The sequence below is a fragment of the Flavobacterium anhuiense genome (assembly GCF_004151235.1).
GTDB classification, from domain to species: domain Bacteria; phylum Bacteroidota; class Bacteroidia; order Flavobacteriales; family Flavobacteriaceae; genus Flavobacterium; species Flavobacterium anhuiense_A.
Genome location: NZ_JUIV01000033.1, coordinates 1 through 23,093, shown reverse-complemented (window position 1 = coordinate 23,093; position 23,093 = coordinate 1). Strand labels below are relative to the sequence as shown.

Here is a 23,093-nt window from a genome sequence, read left to right as displayed (position 1 = left end):
TTTAGATAGGTTTACACTCGTCCGAAACTTTAAATATTCATAAGAAACGCATAAAAACTTTGTGGCAGAATCGTGGTATAGAACAAAAACATAGAAATGTAATACGCGAGCGGATAAGAGACCCTAGGTGTGATTCCCCGTATCCCTTCTATAGTCTAAAAGCAATTCTTCAAATACCCCCACCTTTCAGCAAACCTCGCCATCGACGGCCAAAGCAAAATCAAAATCAAAAAAACTAAAAACAATCAGGAAAGAAGGAACAAAAGAAAACTGGCTAACTTAAAAATCTATCATTTAAATGAAAAAATTTAAAATAAAAACAGCCCGAAGGCTGTTTTTTATTTCATGCGATAGTAGGTATAAATCATCTATGATCTATGGATGCCGGATGCAATAATTAACCCCTAGCGCACCTGATGCATTATCCTTTTTCTTCTCTATTTGATTAAAAACTTCGTTTTATAACTCGAATCTGCATTTCGCAGCATTAAGAAATAAACTCCCGAGGCTCTTAAATGTGTTTTTATTTCTTTGCTGAAAACGCCATCGATTTCCAACTTAGATTGTCTGTAAACCGCTTTACCGCCGGCATCAAAAATAATCAGATCAAAAGTTCCCTGATCGCCAGTTAGATGCAAAGTAAAGTTTCCATTATTTGGAACTGGGGAAATGAAGAAACCTTTTTTATCTGAAATCGGATATTCCACAGACAGCGATGCATCCACTTTTACTTCCAATGCTGTTGTTTTACTGCATGATGCCTGAGTTAAATAATTCAGAGAAAGTGTCTGATTTCCTTTTTCTGTCCATTTAATGGTTACCATATTGCTATTTTGTTCTATAATTTCTCCACCGGTAACATTCCACGCATAAAGCTGCATAGACGGTGTAGCTGTATACGTTACTGTTGTATTATCATTGGTAATAAGTATGTCACCAGTAATCGCTGCTGTATTATTTAAAGCAGTTTCAACATTAACAGAGACAATTCCTTTTCCTTGCAGGCCACTTGATTTTTTACTCAGTTTTGTTAAATCAACTCCAAAAGTATGATCTCCTGCAAACTTTTCTATGTTTCCAATTTCAAATTCTTTGTCCGAAACTTTAGTTAAAGTTATGTTTTCATTAGAAACTGCAATTCCGCCCGATTTCACAATAATATCATTTTTAGTCAATGACGAAGCCATAATTTCATCGGCAAACACCACTTTCAAAATATCTGTTTCAAAACAATTATTATTTGCATCGCTCAACGGAGTAACTGTACAATTAAGATCTACAATGTCAATATAAACATCTATTCTGCTTACATCGCTTGAGTTTCCAAACTCATCGAGAACTACCGCTTCAAAAGTATTTTTCCCGAAATATCCTTTTATCGGAATTAAAACTTCTTTTGCCGTTTCCTGTTTTTGTCTGCTTACCAAAGTTCTTCCAGTCGGCGTTACAGCATACAGCTCGATAGTTTGTTTGTTTCCAGTAGTGGTTAGGGCAATCGATAAATCATTGCCGGAAGTAATATTATCTAAAGCCGATGATCCTCTGTCCGGCGCAATACGCATGTTGAAAGGTGCAGAAGGTTTTCCAAACTTCACTTCCCACATTGTGCTTGAATTTCCTGTTCCAAAATTGCCAGAAAGATCTTTAAAGCCAGTTTGGTCTACTACAATTTTATAACCGCCTTCGGCCTGAGTAAATTCTCCTAAACCAGAAATTAAATAATGTAAATCGTCTTGTTTTATCACAATTAGATTTGCATTTAAATTAATGCTGCCTTTGTAAAGTGTAACCCAGTTTTTCTCAAAACTGCTTATTGGCTTAGTTAAAGTTACGACAATATCTGTTACGTTCTGGCTGTGTACTGCTCCCTGATATTTAGGAATAAACGCATCAATTTCTGGAATAGTGGTATCCACTTTCCATTTTTGGGTTTGCACAATTAATCCCAAAGTGTTGTCTTCTGCTTTTATTGACGGAAGATCAACTGCCAGCTCATATTGGCCATTTTCTTTGTTGTACCCGTTTAATCCGACAATAGTATATTTTAAATTATCATCGGTAACAATAGAAACATTCTCCAGCGGTTTCCCGTTCAGAGTCAGTTTATCTTTTGTAAACTGAACAGGTTTTACAGGTTTGTTAAATACAATTTCGACACTATTTACAGCCTGTGCTTCTATTTGGTCTGTTTTAAACTGAACAATTCCAAGTTCGCCGATTATCTGAATCCATGAAATGCTTTTCCCTTCATTTCCTTCGTTTCCTTCCAAATCTTTTATTCCGGCACATTGAACTGCTAACTCATAATATCCAGAAGCAAGTGATAGTGTTTTGATATTTAAAACATAAGTCGAATCGTTTACTTTTCCAATAAAACTATCGCTAAACGGAATTTTTGCTCCCTGATGGATCAAACTGACATTCTGCGCTGTAAATGTACTTGGGTTAATTGCTTTATTAAAGTTTACCTGAACAGATTCTACTGGTTTTGTGGTTGTCGGAGGCAAACTTTCAAAAGATGCTACTTTTGGAATGTTGGTATTGATGACACTGTAATACAAAGTATATCTTTCTAATCCTGATATTTTATCAAGGAAATGAAGTCTGTTTTCATACTTTGGCTCAAGTCCGTCTCTCAGCGTTACATGCGTTTGCCAAAAGTTTTCTATTGGCAGTTCCAGATTATCGCTGATTCTGACGACTCTTTCGAGTTTGTACTTATCTGCTCCTGGATCAGCTGTGTTACCGTAGTTCCATCCTGTTTTAGATGAATCCATGGTTAAAGTCGTTGTAAGCTGGCTTGGAGAAATAATATTCGAAACCGTTCCTGCTGCTGCTTTATACACTTCATCGCTTTCTCCGTTTGAATAATAAATAGCATCTGGAGTATCATTTAAATCGACTGCATCATTTACTAAGAAATCGTTGATATTATCCTGACCTGCACCGTATGCTTTTACGCTCTTAATTAATTCGTGGGCATACGATGCTTTTATCAGACTTAGGTTTTTATTGCCATAGCTGCTTAAATGCTTAATTTTAAGATCATATTCAACAAAATGGCCTAACAAAGTACTGGTAAACCACCATTGTCCAAGTGCTGTTTTTTGAGCTTCGATGTTTCCGAAATCAACATTCAGCAAACCTAATTGTTTTGGTTCGTTGTTAAAGTTGCTTCCAATAATTTCAAAATCTATTAATAAGCCTTTTTTATTTTCTATAATTTCAGGCTGAACAGATTCTACCTGAACATTTTTAGCGATTCCGTATCCTTCATTTTTAATTAATAAAGCCATTTCTGCCGGAACAATCGGCTCTATTTTATCTGTAAGCGGATCATCTCCTAAAATGTCCCTTTGCATAAAATAATGCATTACCAAATCTGGGCTTGGGTTTACTTCTAAAGTCACCGGATATAATTGCACCGTCACCCTGTCGCCTGTATTGGGATCTAAATACGATAAAGTTCCTCCAAAAGAATATGACTTGGGTACAGTTGGCGCCGCATCTTTAGTAGGAATAAAAATTACTGTTCCTGACTGGCTGCTGTTTGGCCCGACAAGTCCTGTTCCGCTAAGGAAAGCATCTTTGTTGATCTGGAACAGATGCGTCATATCATTTCCAGCTTCGTCTCTAATCAATAAATCTAAGTGTAGATCTTTAATTGTATTTGTCTCGCTACCGTTGTTTAAAGTTAAAGTACCTTCAAAAGCCTCTCTGGTCATGGTGATTTTTTGAGAGAATTTTACAGTTACGCTTGCGCAAACGGAAGATTGAGAAGCCAATCTTTCAATATATTCTTTTAAATCTGCCATGTCTTGATTGTACATTTTTTCAGCAGATGCAAAACCTCTGTTTTTTACAAGATCAACTAGTAATTGTCTTACTCTATCATACTCTTCAATATCATTTTTGTTTACAATATCCGGATATTCAGCATTTGGAGCTTTAATATTTTTATTCCATGCTTCTACCGTTTTATTCCATCTGTTACAGAATGTTTCAATTTCCTGGCTTGTAATATCAGAACCTGAAAGATTCGTTTTAATTCTGGTAATATCAGCAGCAGAAAATGCTTTTTGCATATCAAGATTTAAAGCCGTTTCTTTCATGAAATCATGAAAATTAGGACTGTCTATAATTCTCTCATTGCCCAAATAAGCCTTGAGCCTGCTATTTAAAGCTTTTTGCGCATTGTCCATTACATAGAAATCATTATACATGCTTTCAAGGAAACTGTTGCTGTTACTGTTCGCTTTTTTACCTGAAGCTAATGGATCATAAATACAAGCTTTTAATGTTCCAACCATACTGGCAACACAGCCTATTGGCCCTGGAATACAGCCAGCAACGGCAATGACTTGATTAATTGTTTCTCCATTCATGGTAGCCAGACCAAGAAGACATCCTGCAACAGCTCCTGCCGGCCCGCCTGCACATCCTATAACCATACCAAATACCGAAGTAAGGCAAGGATTAGTGCAAATAGTTGGAAGCGATGTTACGATATTTCCAATTGCTGTTCCAATAGGAATCAATCCTCCAAAACCGCTTCCATTAAAATTAGGTATACCGGTTACTACGGGAGTGCTTGGTGTAGAACAAGTCAGCACATAATAGGGTTTAAACGCCGCTAAATCTTGTTCGGTTTCACATACATAAGTTCCTTTTGTAATTAAATTGTAACTGCAGTTTTGCCCAGCCGCCGCTGCCGCTGCGCTTCTTGCGGTCGAAGCCGGTCTTGTGATTAATATCGGCACTATGATACTCGATTTTGCATTTAAGATGCCAAGCTTATCGATCATGAGTTTAAACTTATAATCTCCCTGAGCATCTACATTAAAAGTCACATTTGATAATGCGATCAAACCGTGATTTGTAACCGTTGCATAACTCATTCTGCTTTCGCCCGCTTTTAAATCTAGAACAGGATTGTCGATATCGATAACAATTACTGGTTTTGGTACGTTTGTTTCGAATTTAACTACTAAATCAGATTGGTATTCGTCTGCAATTTCTGTTGGTTTTACAACCCATTCATAACTTACTGCCTGATACGAAATAAATACCTTTTGAGTCGTTACTTTACCTGGATCTATTAACAAATTATTCTGATATGAGGCATGCTTATCTGCCGATACCGTTACCGTATAATATCCTTCCGGAATTTGAGGTGTGGCAAACAAACCATTTTCATCTGTAATTCCTTCTGCCAAAACTGCACCAGAAAACGGATGGCGCACTGTTACTTTAGCTCCCTTTACGTGAGGAGCTTTTTCTGTATTATAAGTATATTCGTCAACAACGTCAACTATTAAAGAGCCTGTTGCTTCTGAAACGGTTTCTATTTTAAAAGGAATGCTTACTCCTCCTCCATTTGAAGGATTTAAAGCTAAGTTTCCGGTTAATGGGACATTTAATTGCTGCTTATCTGTTGGCACCAATTCCAAAATGACTTTTGCAGATTCGTTTGGCGCGATTTTATCAATAACAGCTGCACTTTTAAGCTTCATCCATTCCAGATTCGGAACATCCACTTTTACGTTTTCTGCGTCTATTGCTCCCGTGTTCGAAATTGTAAGTTCATAAAAACGAGAGTTTCCTTTAATCATCGTAGTATTGATGCTTACCGGATTTGCTGCCAATTTAGGTGTTTGCGCTTTAGCATGATAATACGCCAAGACAGGCAGTTTTGCCCCTTCGTTTGAAACTATGTTAAAATTGATTTCATAATATTTTTGTTCTGCCGATGCTGTTTCTGCCAATATCGTATAACTTAAAACGGCTTCTTGCCCCGATGCCAGCGTTAAGGGATCTGTTTCTATGGCGAAGCCTGCCTCTGCCGGTAATTCAATATTAATATTGGTTAATGGTGTCTTGCTGTTATTCTTTAAGACAAATTCACCTTTATACGGAACTTTGGCTACCACTTCCCATTTTAAATAATCAGAAGGTTTGTTTGTCCATTCAAAACCAACAATGTCAAATTCTGCCTGAACTGCGTTTTTTGTTCCAGGATATCCTGCACTTACCGTATAATGTCCGCTTTCTGCCTGTAAGGGTTCAAAATCGTAGGCAAAATTTCCTGAAGCGTTTGTTTTTACTTTAAAAGAGCGTGTAAAACTTCCAGCCGCAACAATAATTTCTACTTCTTTATTTATAGCAGGAGAATTGTTTGCCATTTTGGCCGATCCTGTAATTGCAACAACTTCTCCCGATTTGTAGACCGGTTTAGAAACCGAACTTACGGCACTATAACTCGAAAGTAATTTTATAGCCGAATAAGCCTGATTATTGGCATACGATAATTCATTTATCTTTTGATCTGAATTTACCGCTGCCACCAAATAATAATCGCCGGCCTGCTGAGGGAGTTTGATTGATTTTACAAGATCCAGCGCTTTTCCTGCTTCGATATCGCTGTCAAGCTGTGAGGCAAATACAGGAATTGCATTTTGAATTAATTTATCTTTAGATAGAAAATATTCTATTTTTGAACCTTTTGCCAATAGTGCAAAACCTTGATTGGCAATAGAAACTGTCACTTCTATAGTATCCTCACCATTTGCTTCTGCTACAGTTTTTACCGAGTCAGCAACAGCATCTGGCTTGTTTTGATCTGTAACCAAAATCCAAGCAAATCCTGAACTGAAAGTATCGGCTTCAGCTTGAATTCGTACGGTCTGATCTCCTGTTTTTAGCGGATCTATAATTGTATTGATTTCTAGCTCAATACTTTGCTGTCCGGCTGGAATTGAAACTTCTGTCGGAATTGAAACAATAGTTGGAGAATCTGACGATAATTTTGCTAAAATGGCTTTAGAAGTGTCCACTGTATTTCTGGAAATGGTAATTTTTGCCGCTTTTTGAACTCCTGCCTTAACTGTTGCCGGATTTGCTTTTACAATTAAAGCCGGTCCATTGCTGTCAAGAATGGTAATATCTTTGCTGGCACTGCTTCCGTCTCCTGCAGAAATGGTGCAGTTGCATGATGCAGAATAAATATCCGCTGTTACACTCACCACTTTTGTTCCATCTACGATTCCATTGTTTACAGCTCCAATATTAAATTTCTTCGAATTTACATTGGCAGGAAAATCAACAGCATCTGGTAAAATCAAAGCATTAGCGATACTTGCTTTTAAGCGAACTGATGTGCTTATTTCTGATTTATTGATCCGCTTTAATGTCGCATAAGTTGCGTAAACTCCATCGCCTTTAGAAATAGTTTGCGGTGCAATCTCCAATTCGAAAGCTGGAACATTCGAACTTTTTAAAATTACTTCTGCATTTCCTGCTTGAAAACCTTCAGCCCTAAGCGTTAATTTCCCTGTTACGGTCTGCTCAGGAACTTTATTGTTTTTTACGGTTACAGTAAACGAAGCTGTTTTACTTCCTGCCAGAAGCGTAACTTCTGCAGGAACAGTCCATCGTGAACTTTGGTCTGCCGTAATCGTAAATTTTACATCTTTTGTTTTGGCAAAACCAGTTTCTAAAGTAACCGTTACCGTTTCGCCATCCGTTGCTGTACTTTTTGAAGGACTTAGCGTAATGGTTGAAAATTCATTATCTATAATTTCGATATTATCGGAAACGGCAGGATAATCGTTTCCTGCAATTGATAACGAAACAGTTCTGTTTCCGTCATTCTCTGTATTATCGATCGGTGTGATATAAAAAACTGCCGAAGACTGGTCTTTTACAATTTTGAGTGGGGAATCAAACTGAAGCTGCGAAGCCAAAGAAGCGGTTAAATTATAGATTTTATCACTGCTTCGGTCACCGCTTTGCAGCAGTGTTGCTCTAATCACTTCGGTAGAGTTCTCATCGATGCTCTTTCTGTCAAGCGTTAAAAACAAACGTTTTTCAAGCAAAATAGAACTTGCCGCAGTAACTTTATTGTTATTCTTTAGAGATTCTGGTTCTTTTACCGCTGTATTGGCGATAATATTGATTCTCACTTTTATATTGCCGTCAAGACCTAAAATTTTAGGAAGATTAAAAGCTGCCGTTCTGTTTACAGAATTTTGCTTATCAAGATCTTGGCTATACGAAACGGCTCCTAAATTGTATTCTAAACCTGTTTGATCCGAAACAATGCTAATCTGCTCCACCCATCCGCCAGAAGCGATTCGGTCTCCAATATTCTCTACTTTCCATGATACATTAATTTTGCCGTCAGGAGCAATAGCAGATTCTGCTGTGCTAATCCCTGAAATTGTCAAATCAGGATATTGTGCTGCGGCAATTGTCAGCTTTCCGTTTACGTGGTTTGCCCCTATATCGACAGCATTTTTAGAACTTAAAACAACACTGCTTAAGTCTAAATTGTGTATCTGCCCCGAGGTATAATTCAATGGAATCTCGATCGGAATTTCTAATAAAGCACCGCTGTTTCCTTTAAAAGAAGTGCTTGTTAGCGAGAGAAGAATAAAGTGATAATTGCGCGGATTATTCTTTTCGATGTTCACATAAATAGCATGATCGCCTTTACGGCTTTCGATAATTTTACTGTCTTTTTCGCTTACAATTAATCCTGGCGGAACCGTAAGGGTAAACTCAGCTCCCACGACCTCATCGGCATTAGCCAGATCAATTGCAATTTTTGATTTTTCGCCTGGTCCTGCTGATGCATTTAATACTTTTAAACTATTCTGGGCTTGTGCAAACGCAGCCATAAATAGGAAGATAAACACCAAAAACGGTTTTATTTTCATTGTTTTCAATTCGTTAGATATCATTATGGTGAAGTTTATTGTATTAACATTTTTCCTTTAAAAAACACAGGTTTTACCCTATTCTGCACTTCGATGCTGTAGAAGTAAATTCCAGAAGCAAGATTTCTGCGCTGGAAAGTAAATTCATGCTTTCCTTGCGATGCATCGAGACCCGATTCTGTGTAAACGGTTCTTCCTGCTGCATCAAAAACTTTTAAGATGGCTTGATCTGCGTTTTCAGCTACATGATACTGAATCACCGTTTTATCAGTAAATGGATTTGGATAATTTGCAAGTACAGCGGCGGTTTCTTGATCTATATCGCCAACTCCTAAAGTTCCTGCTATTTTATAGCTCAATGATTGGGCATCGGCATTAGAAATCATGGCAGAAGCAATCGCTGTTTTAGAAGATAAGGAAGCAATGGCGTGCTTGCCTGAAAGTGACTTATTCATAGAAAAACCTATAATGCTTATTTCACCTTCATGTTCTGCAATTGAAACCGTATAACCAATGCCAGAAAGAAGTTCTTTTACTTCAGTTTTACTTCCGCCTTTTAAACGAATGTCAAATGCTGCTGTCATAGCCGACTGATTGTCAATATAAAGCATATTATCTTCAATACTTAAAACCACATCTTCATTGCTGGCCAAAGCCATGCGTTTTGTGCTGCCTGAATTTTCGAGAGTTCCTGCTTGGATTTTATTAATTAAGGAAATAATATCCAATACGTTCAGATTCTTATCTTTATTGATATCGGCCGCACCATAATTAAAGAATTTTGGCTTCTGGCTTAAAGTATAATTTAAAGTCGACTGAATATCCAGAATATTTACAATTCCGTCTAAATTAGAATCTCCTTCCCTATAGGCAATGGTATAACTTAGAATACTGTTTCTTGCAGGTCCTGCAATTTGCCTTAATTCTAAAGTCTGGTTATTTGGAACATTCCATTCGCTCAAAATATTCGTTAATTTAATGCCGTCTTCCGGAACTGTTACCATTTGGAAATAATCCTTTAAAGTCATGTTATAGGATTGGGTTGCACTAAATATAGAATTTGTATGGTCGTAATGATTGATTTTCTGATCTTTTAAAACTGCATTTACCGTTAAAGTCAGTTCTCCTAAATTGATTTTCTGGCGATCGATTTTAAAGCTTACCGCCGGTAAAAATGCCGCATCGATCCCTGTTAATTCATTTTCCGAAAGATCAACCGTTTTTAGCTTGGTTACTTTTGATATACTTTCCGGAATGGCTCCACTTAGTTTGTTCTTGGAAAGATTCAGATTTTGCAGTTCGCTAAATTTTCCAATTTCTGCACTTATCGTTCCAGTCAAATTGTTGTCGGGAAGATTGATTGAAACCACATGTCCGTCGTTGGTTGTAACGCCTTTCCATTTCTTTTCATGAAGATTGTTAGATGATGTATCCCAAACTTCTTTCCATCCTGTTCCGCCTGCATTTTGAAAAAAAGCAACTAGAGCATCATATTCTTCTGCAATTAGTGGTGTTTCAGAACCGTCTGCAATTCCTTTAAACTGAATATAAGTTCCTTGCGACGTCCCATTTTTCTGCCAAATGGCAATTTTAGCACCTGCCGGAACACTGGCCACAGAAATATTTGGAAACGTAATGGTATTGCCTACAGCCGTCGCTTCAGAAATTTTGAAATTGTTGGCCTGCAGTTCAAACTGGTATTGTCCTGTATAATCCTGTGCTGTTTCGTTGTAGGTTGCAAGCGCTGGAAGATCAGCTATAATTTCGTCGCCTTTTAGATATAAATATTCCTCTTTTGCGATAACCTGACCTCTCAGGTTAATATACACTTTGGCCAGATCGTAGGTAAAAGGTTTTTCTAAAGCGTCGAAACCGTTGTTTGAAAGATCAATCTGTTCGATATTTTCAAAATCGTTGAAGTGCCCCGGAATTGTTCCTTTGAATCCATTTCCGGCAATTGAAAGTTTTTTCAATCCAGAAACTCCAGATAAAACAGGCAGTGTTCCCTGAAATTTGTTCGATTGCAAATTAAGCGTTTTTAGGTTTGCCAATCTTCCTAAATCAGAAGGAAGCGTTCCTTCAATTGCATTCGACTGCAGATTTAAAGTTTCCAAATAAGTCAAACCGGATAATTCTGCAGGAAGTGTTCCTGATAAATTATTCGCAGCTAAACTTAGCGAAACTACATGCCCGTCTTTTGTTCCTACCCCGTACCAGCTTACTTCGTGAAGTTTGTTTTGCGAAATATCCCATTTTTGCGTCCATTGCGCTCCATTTGCACTTGCATAGATTTTTTTCAGGATTTCGAATTCTTCATCTGCCAATGGCTTTCCAAAAACAATCTGAGTATAATTAATTGCTGTTCCTTGTGCTGTTCCGTCGTTTTGGACAATTCTAATTTTATCTGTTAATTTTATTCCGAATAAGGCAATGTCCTTAAAAATTAATTTTCCTTCGCTGTTAGAATAATTCGATGCTTTGTTTACACCGTTAATGTAAAGTGTAAAATGGTTTTTGTTATTAACAGCACCTCCGTTTGCATTAAATAAAAACGTTGATAAAACAGGCAGATTAATTGCCAGTTCATTTGCCCCTACTTCGATAGTTGGAATTGTAATATTTTGATACGTAAAATCAACTGTTTTTAAAAGTGGCAAACGAGCCAAGGATTCATCTGCGTCTTCGATATTATTGTTACTTAAATATAACGCTTTTAAAGCCTGCAGTTTATTCCATGATGATGGTATAACTCCCTTTAACTTTGTGTATCTAAGATCTAAAGATTCTAAAGATTCTAATCCTGAAATAATATTTAGATCTGTTGCGCTTAAGTTTTTTGTATAACTGCCGCCGTATAAAGAAAGATTCTTCAGGTATTTTAAATTGGCAAACGAAGCTGGAATTGTCCCAGAAACATTCGAATTGTTGTTAAGGTTTAAACCTGTAATGTGTCCGTTCTGAATGCTTACTCCGTACCAAGCGCCTTCATGCAGATTGTTTTCTGCTGTCACCCATTTATTATTCCAGTTTGCCCCATTCATAGCATTATGAAAATCAACTAAAGCCTGATATTCAGCATCTGGAATTTTTGGCTGATCTACTTTTACATTGGCAAAATAAATTCTGGAATCGTAAGAAGCAGAAGAACCGCCTTCGTAATCCTGATACAAATACAATTCGTCTCCCGTTTTTAAAGTCGAAAGATAATCGGCAGGTATTGTTATGGTTCCGTCTGAAGCCACCCTTAAATTATTTCCAACTTGGTTTCCTTTTACAAACAGTCGAAATGGCCTTTGTGCCGAGAAATCATTTGCCGTTCTGTTGTAAAGCACAATATTTGGCAGGCCGCTCACTTTTACATCGTTTCCTTCATATAAAAAATTAGGAATAGTTAGCGTTTGAGATGTTAATTCTAAATTTACCTGGTTTGGCAGTAATGCCTGAATAGTCGAAAGCTTATTGCCAGTAATGCTTAAAGTCTGTAAAGCAGTATTTTTTTCCAGATCTTTAATAAGCACTTCAATCTCATTATAAGAAAGATTTAAAGTGGCTAGCTTTAAAAGATTTCCTGTAGATGCTGGAATTGATTTTATCTGATTTGATGATACATTTACGGTTACTAAACTTTCCATGCCGCCAAAATCTTCAGGCAGCGCTGTAAGTTCATTGTTGTTTAAATGCAGCGTATTTACTTTCTTAAGCTTGTTCCATGACGCTGGAAGATCGCCTTTGATTTTGGTGTATCTTAAATCCAAATATTCAAGATTGGCAAGTTCTGATAAAACACCTAAATCTGCTGCACTTAAATCCTTATAGTAATTGCCTCCGTAAAGTGACAGAGATTTCAGGTATTTTAAATCTTTAATCGAGGCAGGAATAGCCCCCGTAACCGAACTGTTATTGTTTAAATTAATACCTGTAATATGGCCGTTTTCTATGCTTACTCCGTACCAAGCGCCTTCATGAAGATTGTTTTGGGCAACATTCCATTTATTAGTCCAGTTTGCACCATTCATAACGGTATAAAAATCAACTAAAGCCTGATATTCTTCGTCTGGAATTTTGGGCTGGTCTACTTTTACATTTACAAAATTTACAGTTGAATAATACGAAATGCTTCCTGTTGAAGAATCATACTGCTGATACAGATAAAAACTGTCTCCCGTTTTTATTGATGCCAGATAAGAAGCCGGAATCAGAATGCTTCCGTCTGCTGATGCGGCTATATTGCTGCCGACTTGACTGCCTCCCACATACACCCCAAATTGTCTTCTTGCCGAAAAATTATTCTGGTTTCTGTTGTAATGAACAATATTCGGCAGTGTTTCAATTTTTACATCGGCGCCGGTATACACAAGCCCTTCAATATTTATGGTTTGATAATGAAGCTGCAAACTAACATTAGCATTGAGCAATCCTGCAACATCAGAAATGTTATTGCTAGAAAGATTTAGCGTTCTTAAAGAAGCTATATTTTCAAGCTCTTTTACCAAAACTGGAATTTTATTATCAGATAAATTTAAAGTAACCAGATTTTGAAGATTTCCAATCGATGCCGGAATCGCTTTTATTTGGTTATTCTGAGCTTCAAGCGTTACCAAACTTTCCATTGCGCCAATATTGTCTGGCAAAGCAGCTAAAGCATTATATGCTAAATAAAGTGTCTTTAGTTTTTTTAATTTACTCCACGATGCAGGAATATCACCTTTGATTTTGCTGTATCTAAAATCTAAAAATTCTAAGGACTCTAATTCTCCAATAACATTTAAATCTGTTGTGCTTAAATCTTTACTGTAGTTTCCTGCATAAAACGAAAGATTTTTAAGGAACTTTAAGTTGGAGATTGAAGCTGGAACTGCTCCCGTAACATTCGAAATATTATTAAAACTAAGCCCAGTGATGTGTCCGTTTTCTATGCTTACGCCATACCAAGCTCCTTCATGCAGATTATTTTCTGCAATATTCCATTGATTATTCCAGCGTGCTCCGCCCATTGCATTGTAAATATCCGCTAAAGCCTGATATTCTAAATCTGGGATTTTTGGCTGATCTACTTTTACATTTACAAAATTAACTTTTGAATAGTAAGAGACGCTTCCTGTTGAAGAGTCATACTGCTGATATAAATAAAACGAATCTCCTGTTTTTAGCGAAGCCAGATAAGCCGCAGGAATTACTACACTTCCGTCTGCAGCTGCTGTTACATTATTTCCAACCTGACTGCCTCCAACATAGACTCCAAATTGCCTTCTGGCAGAAAAATCATTTTGATTTCTGTTGTAATAAACAGTATTTGGCAGATTGGAAACCGTTAAATCAGAACCTGTATAAACCAGTCCTTCAACATTGATATTTTGATAATGGAGCTGCAAATTGACCGAGCTGCCAAGCAATGCCGCAACATTTGAAATATAGTTGCTTGCAAGATTTAATGTTTTTAATGTTAAAACATTTTCCAGCTCTTTTGCCATAACCTGAATCTGATTGTCTGATAAATTAAGCGTAACCAGATTTTGAAGATTTCCAATGGAAGCTGGGATAGTTTTTATCTGATTGTATGGCGCTTCTAGAGTAACAAGGCTTTCCATTTCTCCTAATTCTTCAGGCAATCCGGTAATTGAGTTATTGTAAAAATAAATCGTTTTTAATTTTTTTAGCTTGCTCCATGAAGATGGGATGGCATTTTGTATTCGGCAGTATCTCATATCCAATGTTTCCAGAGACTGCAGTTCTGATAAAACATTTAAATCTGTTGCAGTTAGGTTTTTAGAATAGTTTCCCGCATAAAGAGATAAATTTTTCAGATATTTTAAATTACCGAAGGAAGCCGGAATTGAACCAGAAACATTAGATGTATTATTAAGGTTTAATCCTGTGACATGGCCATTTTCTATACTTAAACCCGTCCATGCGCCTTCATTAAGATTGTTTTCGTTTATATCCCATTTATTATTCCAGCTGCTTCCTCCCATAGCATTGTAAAAATCTACTAATGCCTGATATTCTATATTAGAAACAGCAGGCTGATTTACTTTTATGTTTGTGAAATAAACCTTGCTGTAATAAGAAACGCTTCCGCTTGAAGAGTCGTACTGCTGGTACAAATATGCTTCGTCGCCATTTTTTAAAGAAGATAAATAGGCCGCAGGAATTGTCAAACTGCCATCTGCCGCCATAACGGCATTACCAATTTCACTGCCGCGAACATAAACTGCAAATTGCCTTCTGGCAGAAAAATCATTTTTAGTTCTATTGTACGTAACAATATTAGGCAGGTTATCTATTTTTAAATCTACTCCTTTGTAAATAATATTTTCAATGTCTACTGCTTGATAATGCAGGCTGAGATTTACCGTACTCGGCAATAGAGCTAAAACTGAAGCAATTTTATTGCTGCTTAAATTTAAGGTTCTCAATGCTGTTAAATTCTCCAGCTCTCTGATTAAAACTGGGATCTGGTTATCTGAAAGTTCGGCCGTTACAAGACTTTCAAGCTGGCCAAATTCTGGAGATAAACCTGTAATGGCGTTGCTGCTCAAATAAAGGGTTTTAAGCTTTTTTAACTTCGCCCATGATGCCGGAATTATGCCTTTTAACTTGGCATATCTTAAATCTAGAGATTCTAAAGCTTCCAACTCGGAAAAAACATTTAAATCGGTTGCGCTGAGATCTTTAGCATAATTGCCTCCGTATATGGAAAGTGTTTTAAGAAATTTTAAATTCCCAAAAGAAGCCGGAATTGAGCCAGAAATATTGCTTGTCCCATTAAGGTTAATAGCTGTAACATGCCCGTCCTCAACTGTAACCCCGTACCATGGCACTTCATGCAGATTGTTTTCTTTTGTATTCCATTTGTTGGTCCAGTTGGCTTCTCCTGTAGCTTTGTAAAAATCTACCAATGCCTGATATTCTGAATCCGGTATGGGAATATTAGCACTGTTTTTTGCCGATAATAAAGAAAGACTGCCAAATAAAAATAGCAATCCCATAAGTAGTTTTCTCTCCATAGATTAATGTTTAAATGCCAGTATATTAAGAAGATACTTTTTGTTAAAAAATCGGCATAAAAGTAGGAAAAACATTTCTTTTATTTTTTTACGCTAAAGTTAAAAAACATCTACAGCCTAATAACCAGAAACTTATACAAATAAATTACCTGAATACAGGTAACTTAAAGGATGCAAAAGTGATTTGACTAAATAAAGCCCAAAAAGATTTAAAAGTGCAGCTAATTCTCCTTTTTTTTGATACCCCCTAATCCAACTTGCTTTACTTCGAATTATTAGGCATCGCCTCGATTGAAATAAAATCGTTTTTATTTAGACTGGTTTATAGTCCTTCTTCCGTTCAGAAATATCTTATAGTTTTTAGTAACAACAACAATACTCGCACCAACTATCTCACAAACGACTTTCATTAGTTTTTCTGCTCTAAAATCATTTAGATTTCAAATGACTATAAAAAAATCCCCGCTTAAATACACCACACTTCTCCGAACTCCCCCTTCGCCGGCCAAAACAAAAAAACACCTACTAACTAACTAACTAACTAACTAACTAACTAACTAACTAACTAACTAAGAGCTAAAGATATGTTTTTTTCTAATTACGAGAAAAATTGGTGTATTCCCAACAGCCTTCAGCATTTTTCTAGCTCCGATAGAATCGTAAATCCTATTGCGTCGTGGTTCGGCGCAAAAGATTGCAGCGGATAGCTGGATAAAGCTCCTAAAAATAATATTAAACCTAAAATAACATTCCCCCGGATTACAGGCATGAAATTATGAAAATAGCAAAGACAACAAGTCCTGTTAACTATCACAGACGCATAAAGGATTTAAATCAATACGGCTGTTAAACTATGTTCCTAAAAAATACAGCCGCAAGAAAAGCGTCATTTATTTTCTCGTTTAAAACGCAATTTCTGAAATACGGTCAGGCTGATGCGATTTTCAAAATGCGGCGGCAAAAGCAGTGCGCCCCTAATTATTATAGCCTGCCGACAATCGTTTTTCCTGACCACCTGAAAATAAAAACATAAAATTATGAAACACTTCATTAAGATAATATAACAGTAAAATTTTAAATAGCAATAGCTTCGCCCTAAGAACTTCACTAATTAAACCTTACTGCTATGCACCACAATCCAAGGCTCCTGCAAAATATAATAGATGCTATTCCAATGCCCGTAGGGGTGTATGTGGGAGATGATCTTAAAATTGAACTGGCCAATGCCGCCATGGTCAAAACTTACGGAAAAGGGAATGATGTTATTGGAAAAACCTATCTTGAGGTTGTTCCAGAAATTGAAAAGCAGCAGATTCTCGATGAGGCCCTGGGCGTGCTTAAAACCGGCACCGCCTTTCATGCCGCAGCCAAAAAAGTAGATCTGGCGATAGACGGCGTGATGACTGAACACTACTTCAATTACAGCTTTATCCCACTCTTTGATCAGAAGGGAGAAGTATACGGCGTGCTTAATACAGGCACTGATGTGACGGATCTGCAGCTGGCCAAACAGGAAGTGCAGTATTCCAATGAAAAACTTAAAATGGCCATTGAGAGTTCGGGCATGGGGAGCTACGAAATAGATTTTGCCACAAAGAAAATCACAACATCGGGAAGCTTCGATGCCATTTGTTCCATTTCAGGTGATGCAACCAATGAAGATTTAATTGCAAAACTGCATCCCGATGACCTCCCGGCGCGGGAAAAGGCGCATAAAGAAGCGGAAGCGACAGGAAAAATATGCTACGAAGCCCGGATTTTAAATGAAGGCCGCCCGCACCGCTGGGCTAAAATCAACGGCAGGATTATAAAGGATGGACAAGGCAGCCCCAAAACCATAATCGGCATTGTGCAGGATATACATGAACAAAAAGAATTTCAGGAAGAATTAAAAAAGCAGGTCGAAAGCCGCACAAATGAGCTTAACCGCTCCAACAGAGACCTTATGCATTTTGCCAGCGCGGTGAGCCATGACCTTCGCGAACCGCTGCGAAAAATCAGAATTTTCAATACCCTCTTAAGAGATGACATGGAAGGCAGCGCCAGTGGCAAATCTGAAAAATACCTTCATAAAGTAGCCCAGTCCGCCCAAAGGATGGAAAATATTATTGAAGGGATCCTGGCCTATTCGACCGTTGATAAAACCCTGCAGCATATCGAAGCCATCGATCTCAATGAGGTTATTGAAAATATAAAAATAGATCTGGAACTGGTCATAAAAGAAAAAGGCGCTGTTTTAATTGCTTCTGACCTGCCGCAGATTCAGGGGGCGCCGATTCTAATCAGCCAGCTTTTCTATAACCTCCTTCAGAATGCCTTAAAATTTTCAAAAGCGGACCAGCCGCCCAGGGTGACCATAACAAACAGCACAATCCATATTGGCGGGGAAGATTTTGTGCAGATAAAAATAAAGGATAATGGCATTGGAATCGATGGCCGGTTCGCTGAAAAGATCTTTACGGCATTTGAAAGGCTGCACTCCAAAGACCAGTACGAGGGAAATGGACTTGGTCTGGCACTGTGCAGAAAAATAGCCGAAAGGCATAATGGAAAAATAACTGCTGCCGGAGAAAAGGGCAATGGGGCGGAATTTACCCTTACCCTGCCTTTAGAACAGAAGACAGATACCATATAAAATTCAAATATCCTGCATCCTTTACTATCCATCACCTGCACTAATATTCTATTTTTACAGTTTAAAACTGAGCGGCAAAACAGCCCAGACGCATTCGCGCCTGATTGTTTGCAGAGATTAAAAAGACGACGGAAGTGAAAAAATTTAAAATTGAATATGCAGGAAAGGGCACCTGGATGGTATCCCACAGCGAGTTCCCGAAATTCACCAGCCTTTTCGAAGACAAAGGATTCAATTACAAGAGAACCGTCACCGGGCTTTCCGATCCCTCAGGGAATCCAGAGCAGATCCAGCTGCTCCAGAAAATGGAAAAATGGCTAAAGCAGCATCACAAGGGCAAAATAGAGGGATAATGCAGGCAGGAGCCCTTACAAGTCGCTCTCGGAGGTGTTCTTTTCCGAAACAAAAAATAAATTTATGGCCGGCCTCAATAAAGCTTTTGCCCAGTGCAGAAAGAACACTTTCTTTAGCACCATCACAAAGCCTGCAAAAGAATTTGGCTTCTGGACATAAAGGTCCGCCCCCTTTTCAAAACTCTCTTCAATATCCGAAGGATGGCTCCAGGTGGAGAGCATTACGGCAGGAATGTCCCGAAAATCTTTATCGCCCTTTATTTCTTCCAGCGCCTGCTTGCCCCCCTTAACAGGCATATTGACATCTATAAAAATAATATCGGGATCTGGCTGGGATTTGTCTCTGAGGCTGTCCATGAGCTGCTGCCCGTTTTCAACGGTGGTTACCTCTGAGGGGACCTGCGCCTCATCCAAGGCATCGATGAATAATTCCTGGTCGTCCTTATCATCTTCTGCCAGTATAATCTTTACAGGCTCTTTTTCATTTGCCCCTTCAGCAGCCGGGCGGGAATTCTCTGAACTTATCATCTTGAATCGGTTATATGCTTATCAAATGTAGTACATAAATGCCAAAAATATTTCAATCACTCCATAATTTTAAGATAAATAATTTTCCCCTCTAGATCTTTGCGGCAGCGCGCGCCCATGTTGGGTCTGCCCTTAATTTTGCTGGAAGAAATCAGCGGTCTTTTAAAGATTTTTGGACAACCTAATTTTGCGCCAAAACATGGCACCTGTTCTTTGGAGCTGATACTATTTCTGTTACAAAAAATTAAACATTATTTCAAAAAATCTGCCATTCCAACTATTCTGGCATACTTGTGGCGGATAACTTTCTATATGCATATTAAATCATTAAGATCAAACTTTTGCCTACTGAAAATCGCAGAGCATTCCCTCTTCAAAATACGGCCCAGAATTATTACTTTATAAATTTATCATCTTTAAATTGCTGCATTCTCATTTAAGAGCCCGATTCATTTTAAAAACAAAAAAATACACCGTAAAAAACTAAAAACCAATATTTTAAAACAAAAAAGAGATGCTTATTTCCTATATTTGCAACTCATGCAAATAGAATTTTTTATGAAGTATATAATTCTGCTTTTAAATGATTTCAGGGTCGGTTCTGTCGCATCTGTCAGAATATAATATAAAAATTTAAATAATTTAAAAAAAAGCTTGCCAATTTACAGAATGATTTAAACATAGATATCTCTGGTCTAATCATCTGATTCTTTCTAAGCATATGCACCTTCAATTCCGCTTAACGTTGATCTGACCGATTCAAAATTTTTAAAACCTAATCTGTTTTGTATGCTCCACTTGATGAAACGATGGTCCTGTTCGACAATATTGTTGAGATATTTGCACTGTCGGACTTTAATCTTCGATAAAGAACGTTTGTTATAGACTTTGATCGCTGCAGTATTAGAACCGCCTTTATTACTCTTGGGCGACAATTGCTACTTATTCCTTTAATTAGAAATGACTGGGCGCTCATCCTCTGCCTTCTCTTAGTTAATAAGAAATCAACTGTATTGCCAGACCTATCAACTTTCCTATATAAATAACACCATTGCCCTTTAAGCTTAATATAAGTCTCGTCCATTCTCCAACTACCACTACCTTGTACCTTACGTTTCTTCATTTGCATCTCCATTAACAGTGAAAACTTATATACCCAGCGCCGAATGGTAGCATGATCAAAATGAACTCCTCGCATTTTCATAATCTCTTCAACATCCCGATAACTTAATGTAAACCTAAGCTTAAAATATACTGCCTGCAATATAATAGACCTCGGATAGCAATGACCTTTCGTATTCATTTTTCGACTGGATTAAATTCCTAAAATAAAAGTTATTCTCAGATGCGGCAGAACCCATACATTTTCTTATAGTTATTTTCTTAAAACTTTGCTTTTTATTTCCGACAGGGCTGAATATTTAGTACCTTGATAAAAATAATATCACATATCGTGCAAAAAATGGATATTAAGAAGTTTTAGAGATTATTTTAAAACTCTAACAATTAAAATTTAAATTATGAAAAGAATCACATTGCTTTTAGCTCTTGTTTTTACAGCAGCTTCATTTGCCCAGACCATTACATCTAAACTCGAAGATGCTAACACCGCTCAGTATTCCCTGCTTGAAAAAATAAATAAATATTATCCGGACATTACCTTGAACAAGGCAATTACAAATTTCTATGCGGATGATAAAATAATCGATTCCCAGCAGTCATTCGATTTAAAAGGAACAAAGTTTTCAAGTTATAAGCTGGGAATCGAACCGGACAACAAAAAATTACTGTTCGAATATGTTACCGATGAAACGGGAAAAGTTTACGGTGATGTTTCTCTTTTTAAAGGAAGTGTCTTAAGAACAACATTTACCGAAAGGACTGGCCTAATTGAAGTTTCATTAGACGGAAAATCTGTTTATCAAACTAAAATTTAATTTAGAACCATAAGTTGATAATCTAAAAGCATGCGCCCATATTGGTGTATGCTTTTTTAATTTACCAGTTTTTTTAAATAGGAAAATTTAGGTTCTCTCGCATCTGTCAGAATAAAATTTAAGAATTTAAGTGATTTAACAGTCAGCCCGCCAATTTACAGAATGATTTAAACATAGGTACCCCTGGTTCAATCATCTGATTCTTTCTAAGCATATTCGCAACTTCAATTCAGCTTAGAGTTCTCTTTGCAGATTCAAAACTTTTAAAACCCAATGCGTTTTGTATGCGCCACCTGATAAAACGATGATCTTGTTCTGCAATATTGTTAATATATTTACATTGCAGGATTTTAATCTTTGAGGACAAGAGCTTGTTATAGACTCTGATAGCTGCTGTATTTGATCTGCTTTTATCAATGGTTATTAATCGTGATTTGCAGTTGATACAGATTTGCCTGAAGCTTCTGCTGTCTCAGCAGCAGCCCCAGCCCTGATTGCTTCGCCAGTTCGCTTCGCTCGTGTGAAGCGGAAATCCTTCTGTGCCTGGGTCCGGGGCAGAAGATTAGAGCGGGTAGCGGGAACAGCTCCAAAAAAAAATAAACTTAGAGAATAATAATAATTAAAATTAAAATTGACAATGCCAACAGCTCCAAGTTAATCTACAGCAGCAGCTCTCAACACCCGATTGCCTTAACACCCGATTATTTCTGCCTCCGCCTTTGGCGGGACATAGAATATCTTTATCCCTTATCAATATGCTGCAGCAACATTAAAGTAAAAAAATAGGGTTTATAACATTTTTTATCGCTTTTAATATCACACCCCCCGATAATCTGGCCGCTGTTCCTGTATACGCAGCCCCTCATGCCGAAAAAAAAAACGCCCCTTTCCGCTCTGCACCTGATAAAGCGCAGCCCGCCAAGGCCACCCCTTGTTGGAATTTTGCGGCAATGCTTCAATCCACAGCAGATAAGGGCAGCATCAGCCTGCCAGAGCCTATAGGCATGAAATTATGAAAACAGCCAAAATATCTATCGCCTTTTTACGCCCTCATAAAAGACCAAAAGCCCGACAGCTTTACAGCTGGCGGGCCAGGCCAGTAAATACACTTGGAAGCTGGATTTACTTAAAGCTGATAGTTTCTGCCAGGCTTTCCTGCTCTATAAAGGAGGCAATGTACTGCCGCACTTCATTGTATTTTTCCAATTCCGCTTCAAAGGTATTGATATGGAAGTCCTCGTCCTGATCCAGAATATGTATAATTTCAGTGTAGCCTTTTGCAATCAGGCTTCCTTTGAGTTTAAGAATATTGTGCTGCATTTTGGCATCCAAATCTTTTCTCACCTTAAGTCGTATCAATTTTTCCATTGTGAAAGATTTGTCAAAATTCAATTTTAGTTTGTTTCAAATTTAATGCAATTTTTTAAATCAAATATAATTATTTGCAGCTGATCACACTTCTGCGTAATGTTAAAAAAATAGTGGAAAATTTAAACGGAATTATTTTTAGACGATTGCTGTAATGCGGGTCGCATCATACTCAAATTATGCTAAAAAGACATAAAAAAAACTCTTCTGCCGCATCTGTCAGAATCAAATAGGGCTTTAAAATTTAGGCCGACAATTTACAGAATGATTTGAACATGGTTATCTCTGCTTCAATTCAGAGCAAATGAGGACAGTATCAATCCTATCAAAACCTACAGGCATCAAATTATGAAAATAGCAAAGATAACCGGTTATGTTACCTATCACAGGTGTATAAAGGATTTAAATCAATAGGGCTCTATAAACTATGTCCAAGAAAAAAACAGAAACCGGAAAAGCGCCTTTTATCTTCCCATTCATAATCGAACAAAATCAAAATGAAAAAACAGAACTAACTAACTAACTAACTAACTAACTAACTAACTAAC

General features: G+C 37.4%; 7 protein-coding genes and 3 pseudogenes. 3 read left to right on the top strand and 7 right to left on the bottom strand.

Features of this window, described 5'->3' with window-relative positions; genetic code table 11:
* Window positions 1-437 precede the first annotated feature (437 nt).
* The 3 genes and pseudogenes from NU08_RS21875 to NU08_RS21870 form a co-directional block, all read right to left on the bottom strand.
* Window positions 438-8,741 (bottom strand): CARDB domain-containing protein, encoded by an 8,304-nt coding sequence (locus NU08_RS21875; protein ID WP_242502628.1) that lies wholly within the window; start codon window positions 8,739-8,741, stop codon window positions 438-440.
* A gap of 11 nt (window positions 8,742-8,752) precedes the next feature.
* Window positions 8,753-9,565 (bottom strand): annotated as a pseudogene (locus NU08_RS22595) (T9SS type A sorting domain-containing protein); the annotation flags it as partial.
* Window positions 9,566-10,738: 1,173 nt separating this feature from the next.
* Window positions 10,739-15,706: pseudogene (locus tag NU08_RS21870) on the bottom strand (hypothetical protein); the annotation flags it as partial.
* A gap of 1,144 nt (window positions 15,707-16,850) precedes the next feature.
* Between NU08_RS21870 and NU08_RS21865 the strand changes: the two are divergent.
* Both NU08_RS21865 and NU08_RS21860 read left to right on the top strand, forming a co-directional pair.
* Entirely contained in the window at window positions 16,851-18,359 is a 1,509-nt protein-coding gene (locus tag NU08_RS21865) for a PAS domain-containing sensor histidine kinase (protein ID WP_129749154.1), read from the top strand.
* A 134-nt stretch (window positions 18,360-18,493) separates the two neighbouring features.
* Window positions 18,494-18,712 carry a hypothetical protein gene (locus tag NU08_RS21860; RefSeq protein WP_129749153.1) on the top strand — a complete coding sequence of 73 codons (219 nt, stop codon included), beginning with the start codon at window positions 18,494-18,496 and terminating at the stop codon, window positions 18,710-18,712.
* Window positions 18,713-18,727: 15 nt separating this feature from the next.
* Here NU08_RS21860 and NU08_RS21855 read toward each other — a convergent pair whose 3' ends face one another.
* The gene (locus NU08_RS21855) at window positions 18,728-19,240 is read right to left on the bottom strand and encodes a response regulator (protein ID WP_091134919.1); all 513 of its coding nucleotides are present in this window, start codon (window positions 19,238-19,240) and stop codon (window positions 18,728-18,730) included.
* 613 nt (window positions 19,241-19,853) lie between these two features.
* Window positions 19,854-20,543, bottom strand: a pseudogene (locus NU08_RS22590) (IS6 family transposase).
* Window positions 20,544-20,760: 217 nt separating this feature from the next.
* On the opposite strand from NU08_RS22590, the gene NU08_RS21845 reads away from it, so the two are divergent.
* Window positions 20,761-21,177: a hypothetical protein gene (locus tag NU08_RS21845; RefSeq protein WP_129749152.1), complete on the top strand. Its 417-nt coding sequence runs from the start codon at window positions 20,761-20,763 to the stop codon at window positions 21,175-21,177.
* A gap of 229 nt (window positions 21,178-21,406) precedes the next feature.
* On the opposite strand, the gene NU08_RS21840 is transcribed toward NU08_RS21845, so the two are convergent.
* Window positions 21,407-21,601: a DDE-type integrase/transposase/recombinase gene (locus NU08_RS21840; RefSeq protein WP_410501070.1), complete on the bottom strand. Its 195-nt coding sequence runs from the start codon at window positions 21,599-21,601 to the stop codon at window positions 21,407-21,409.
* Window positions 21,602-22,299: 698 nt separating this feature from the next.
* A complete protein-coding gene (locus NU08_RS21835; RefSeq protein ID WP_091134924.1) occupies window positions 22,300-22,545 on the bottom strand; it encodes a hypothetical protein in 246 nt (81 codons plus the stop codon).
* Window positions 22,546-23,093: the final 548 nt, after the last annotated feature.

Excerpts from the sequence above, each read along its gene's own strand:
- NU08_RS21875 (WP_242502628.1), bottom strand. The coding sequence starts at position 8,741 with ATGATATCTAACGAATTGAAAACAATGAAAATAAAACCGTTTTTGGTG.
- NU08_RS21845 (WP_129749152.1), top strand. The coding sequence starts at position 20,761 with ATGAAAAGAATCACATTGCTTTTAGCTCTTGTTTTTACAGCAGCTTCA.
- NU08_RS21855 (WP_091134919.1), bottom strand. The coding sequence starts at position 19,240 with ATGATAAGTTCAGAGAATTCCCGCCCGGCTGCTGAAGGGGCAAATGAA.
- NU08_RS21865 (WP_129749154.1), top strand. The coding sequence starts at position 16,851 with ATGCACCACAATCCAAGGCTCCTGCAAAATATAATAGATGCTATTCCA.
- NU08_RS21835 (WP_091134924.1), bottom strand. The coding sequence starts at position 22,545 with ATGGAAAAATTGATACGACTTAAGGTGAGAAAAGATTTGGATGCCAAA.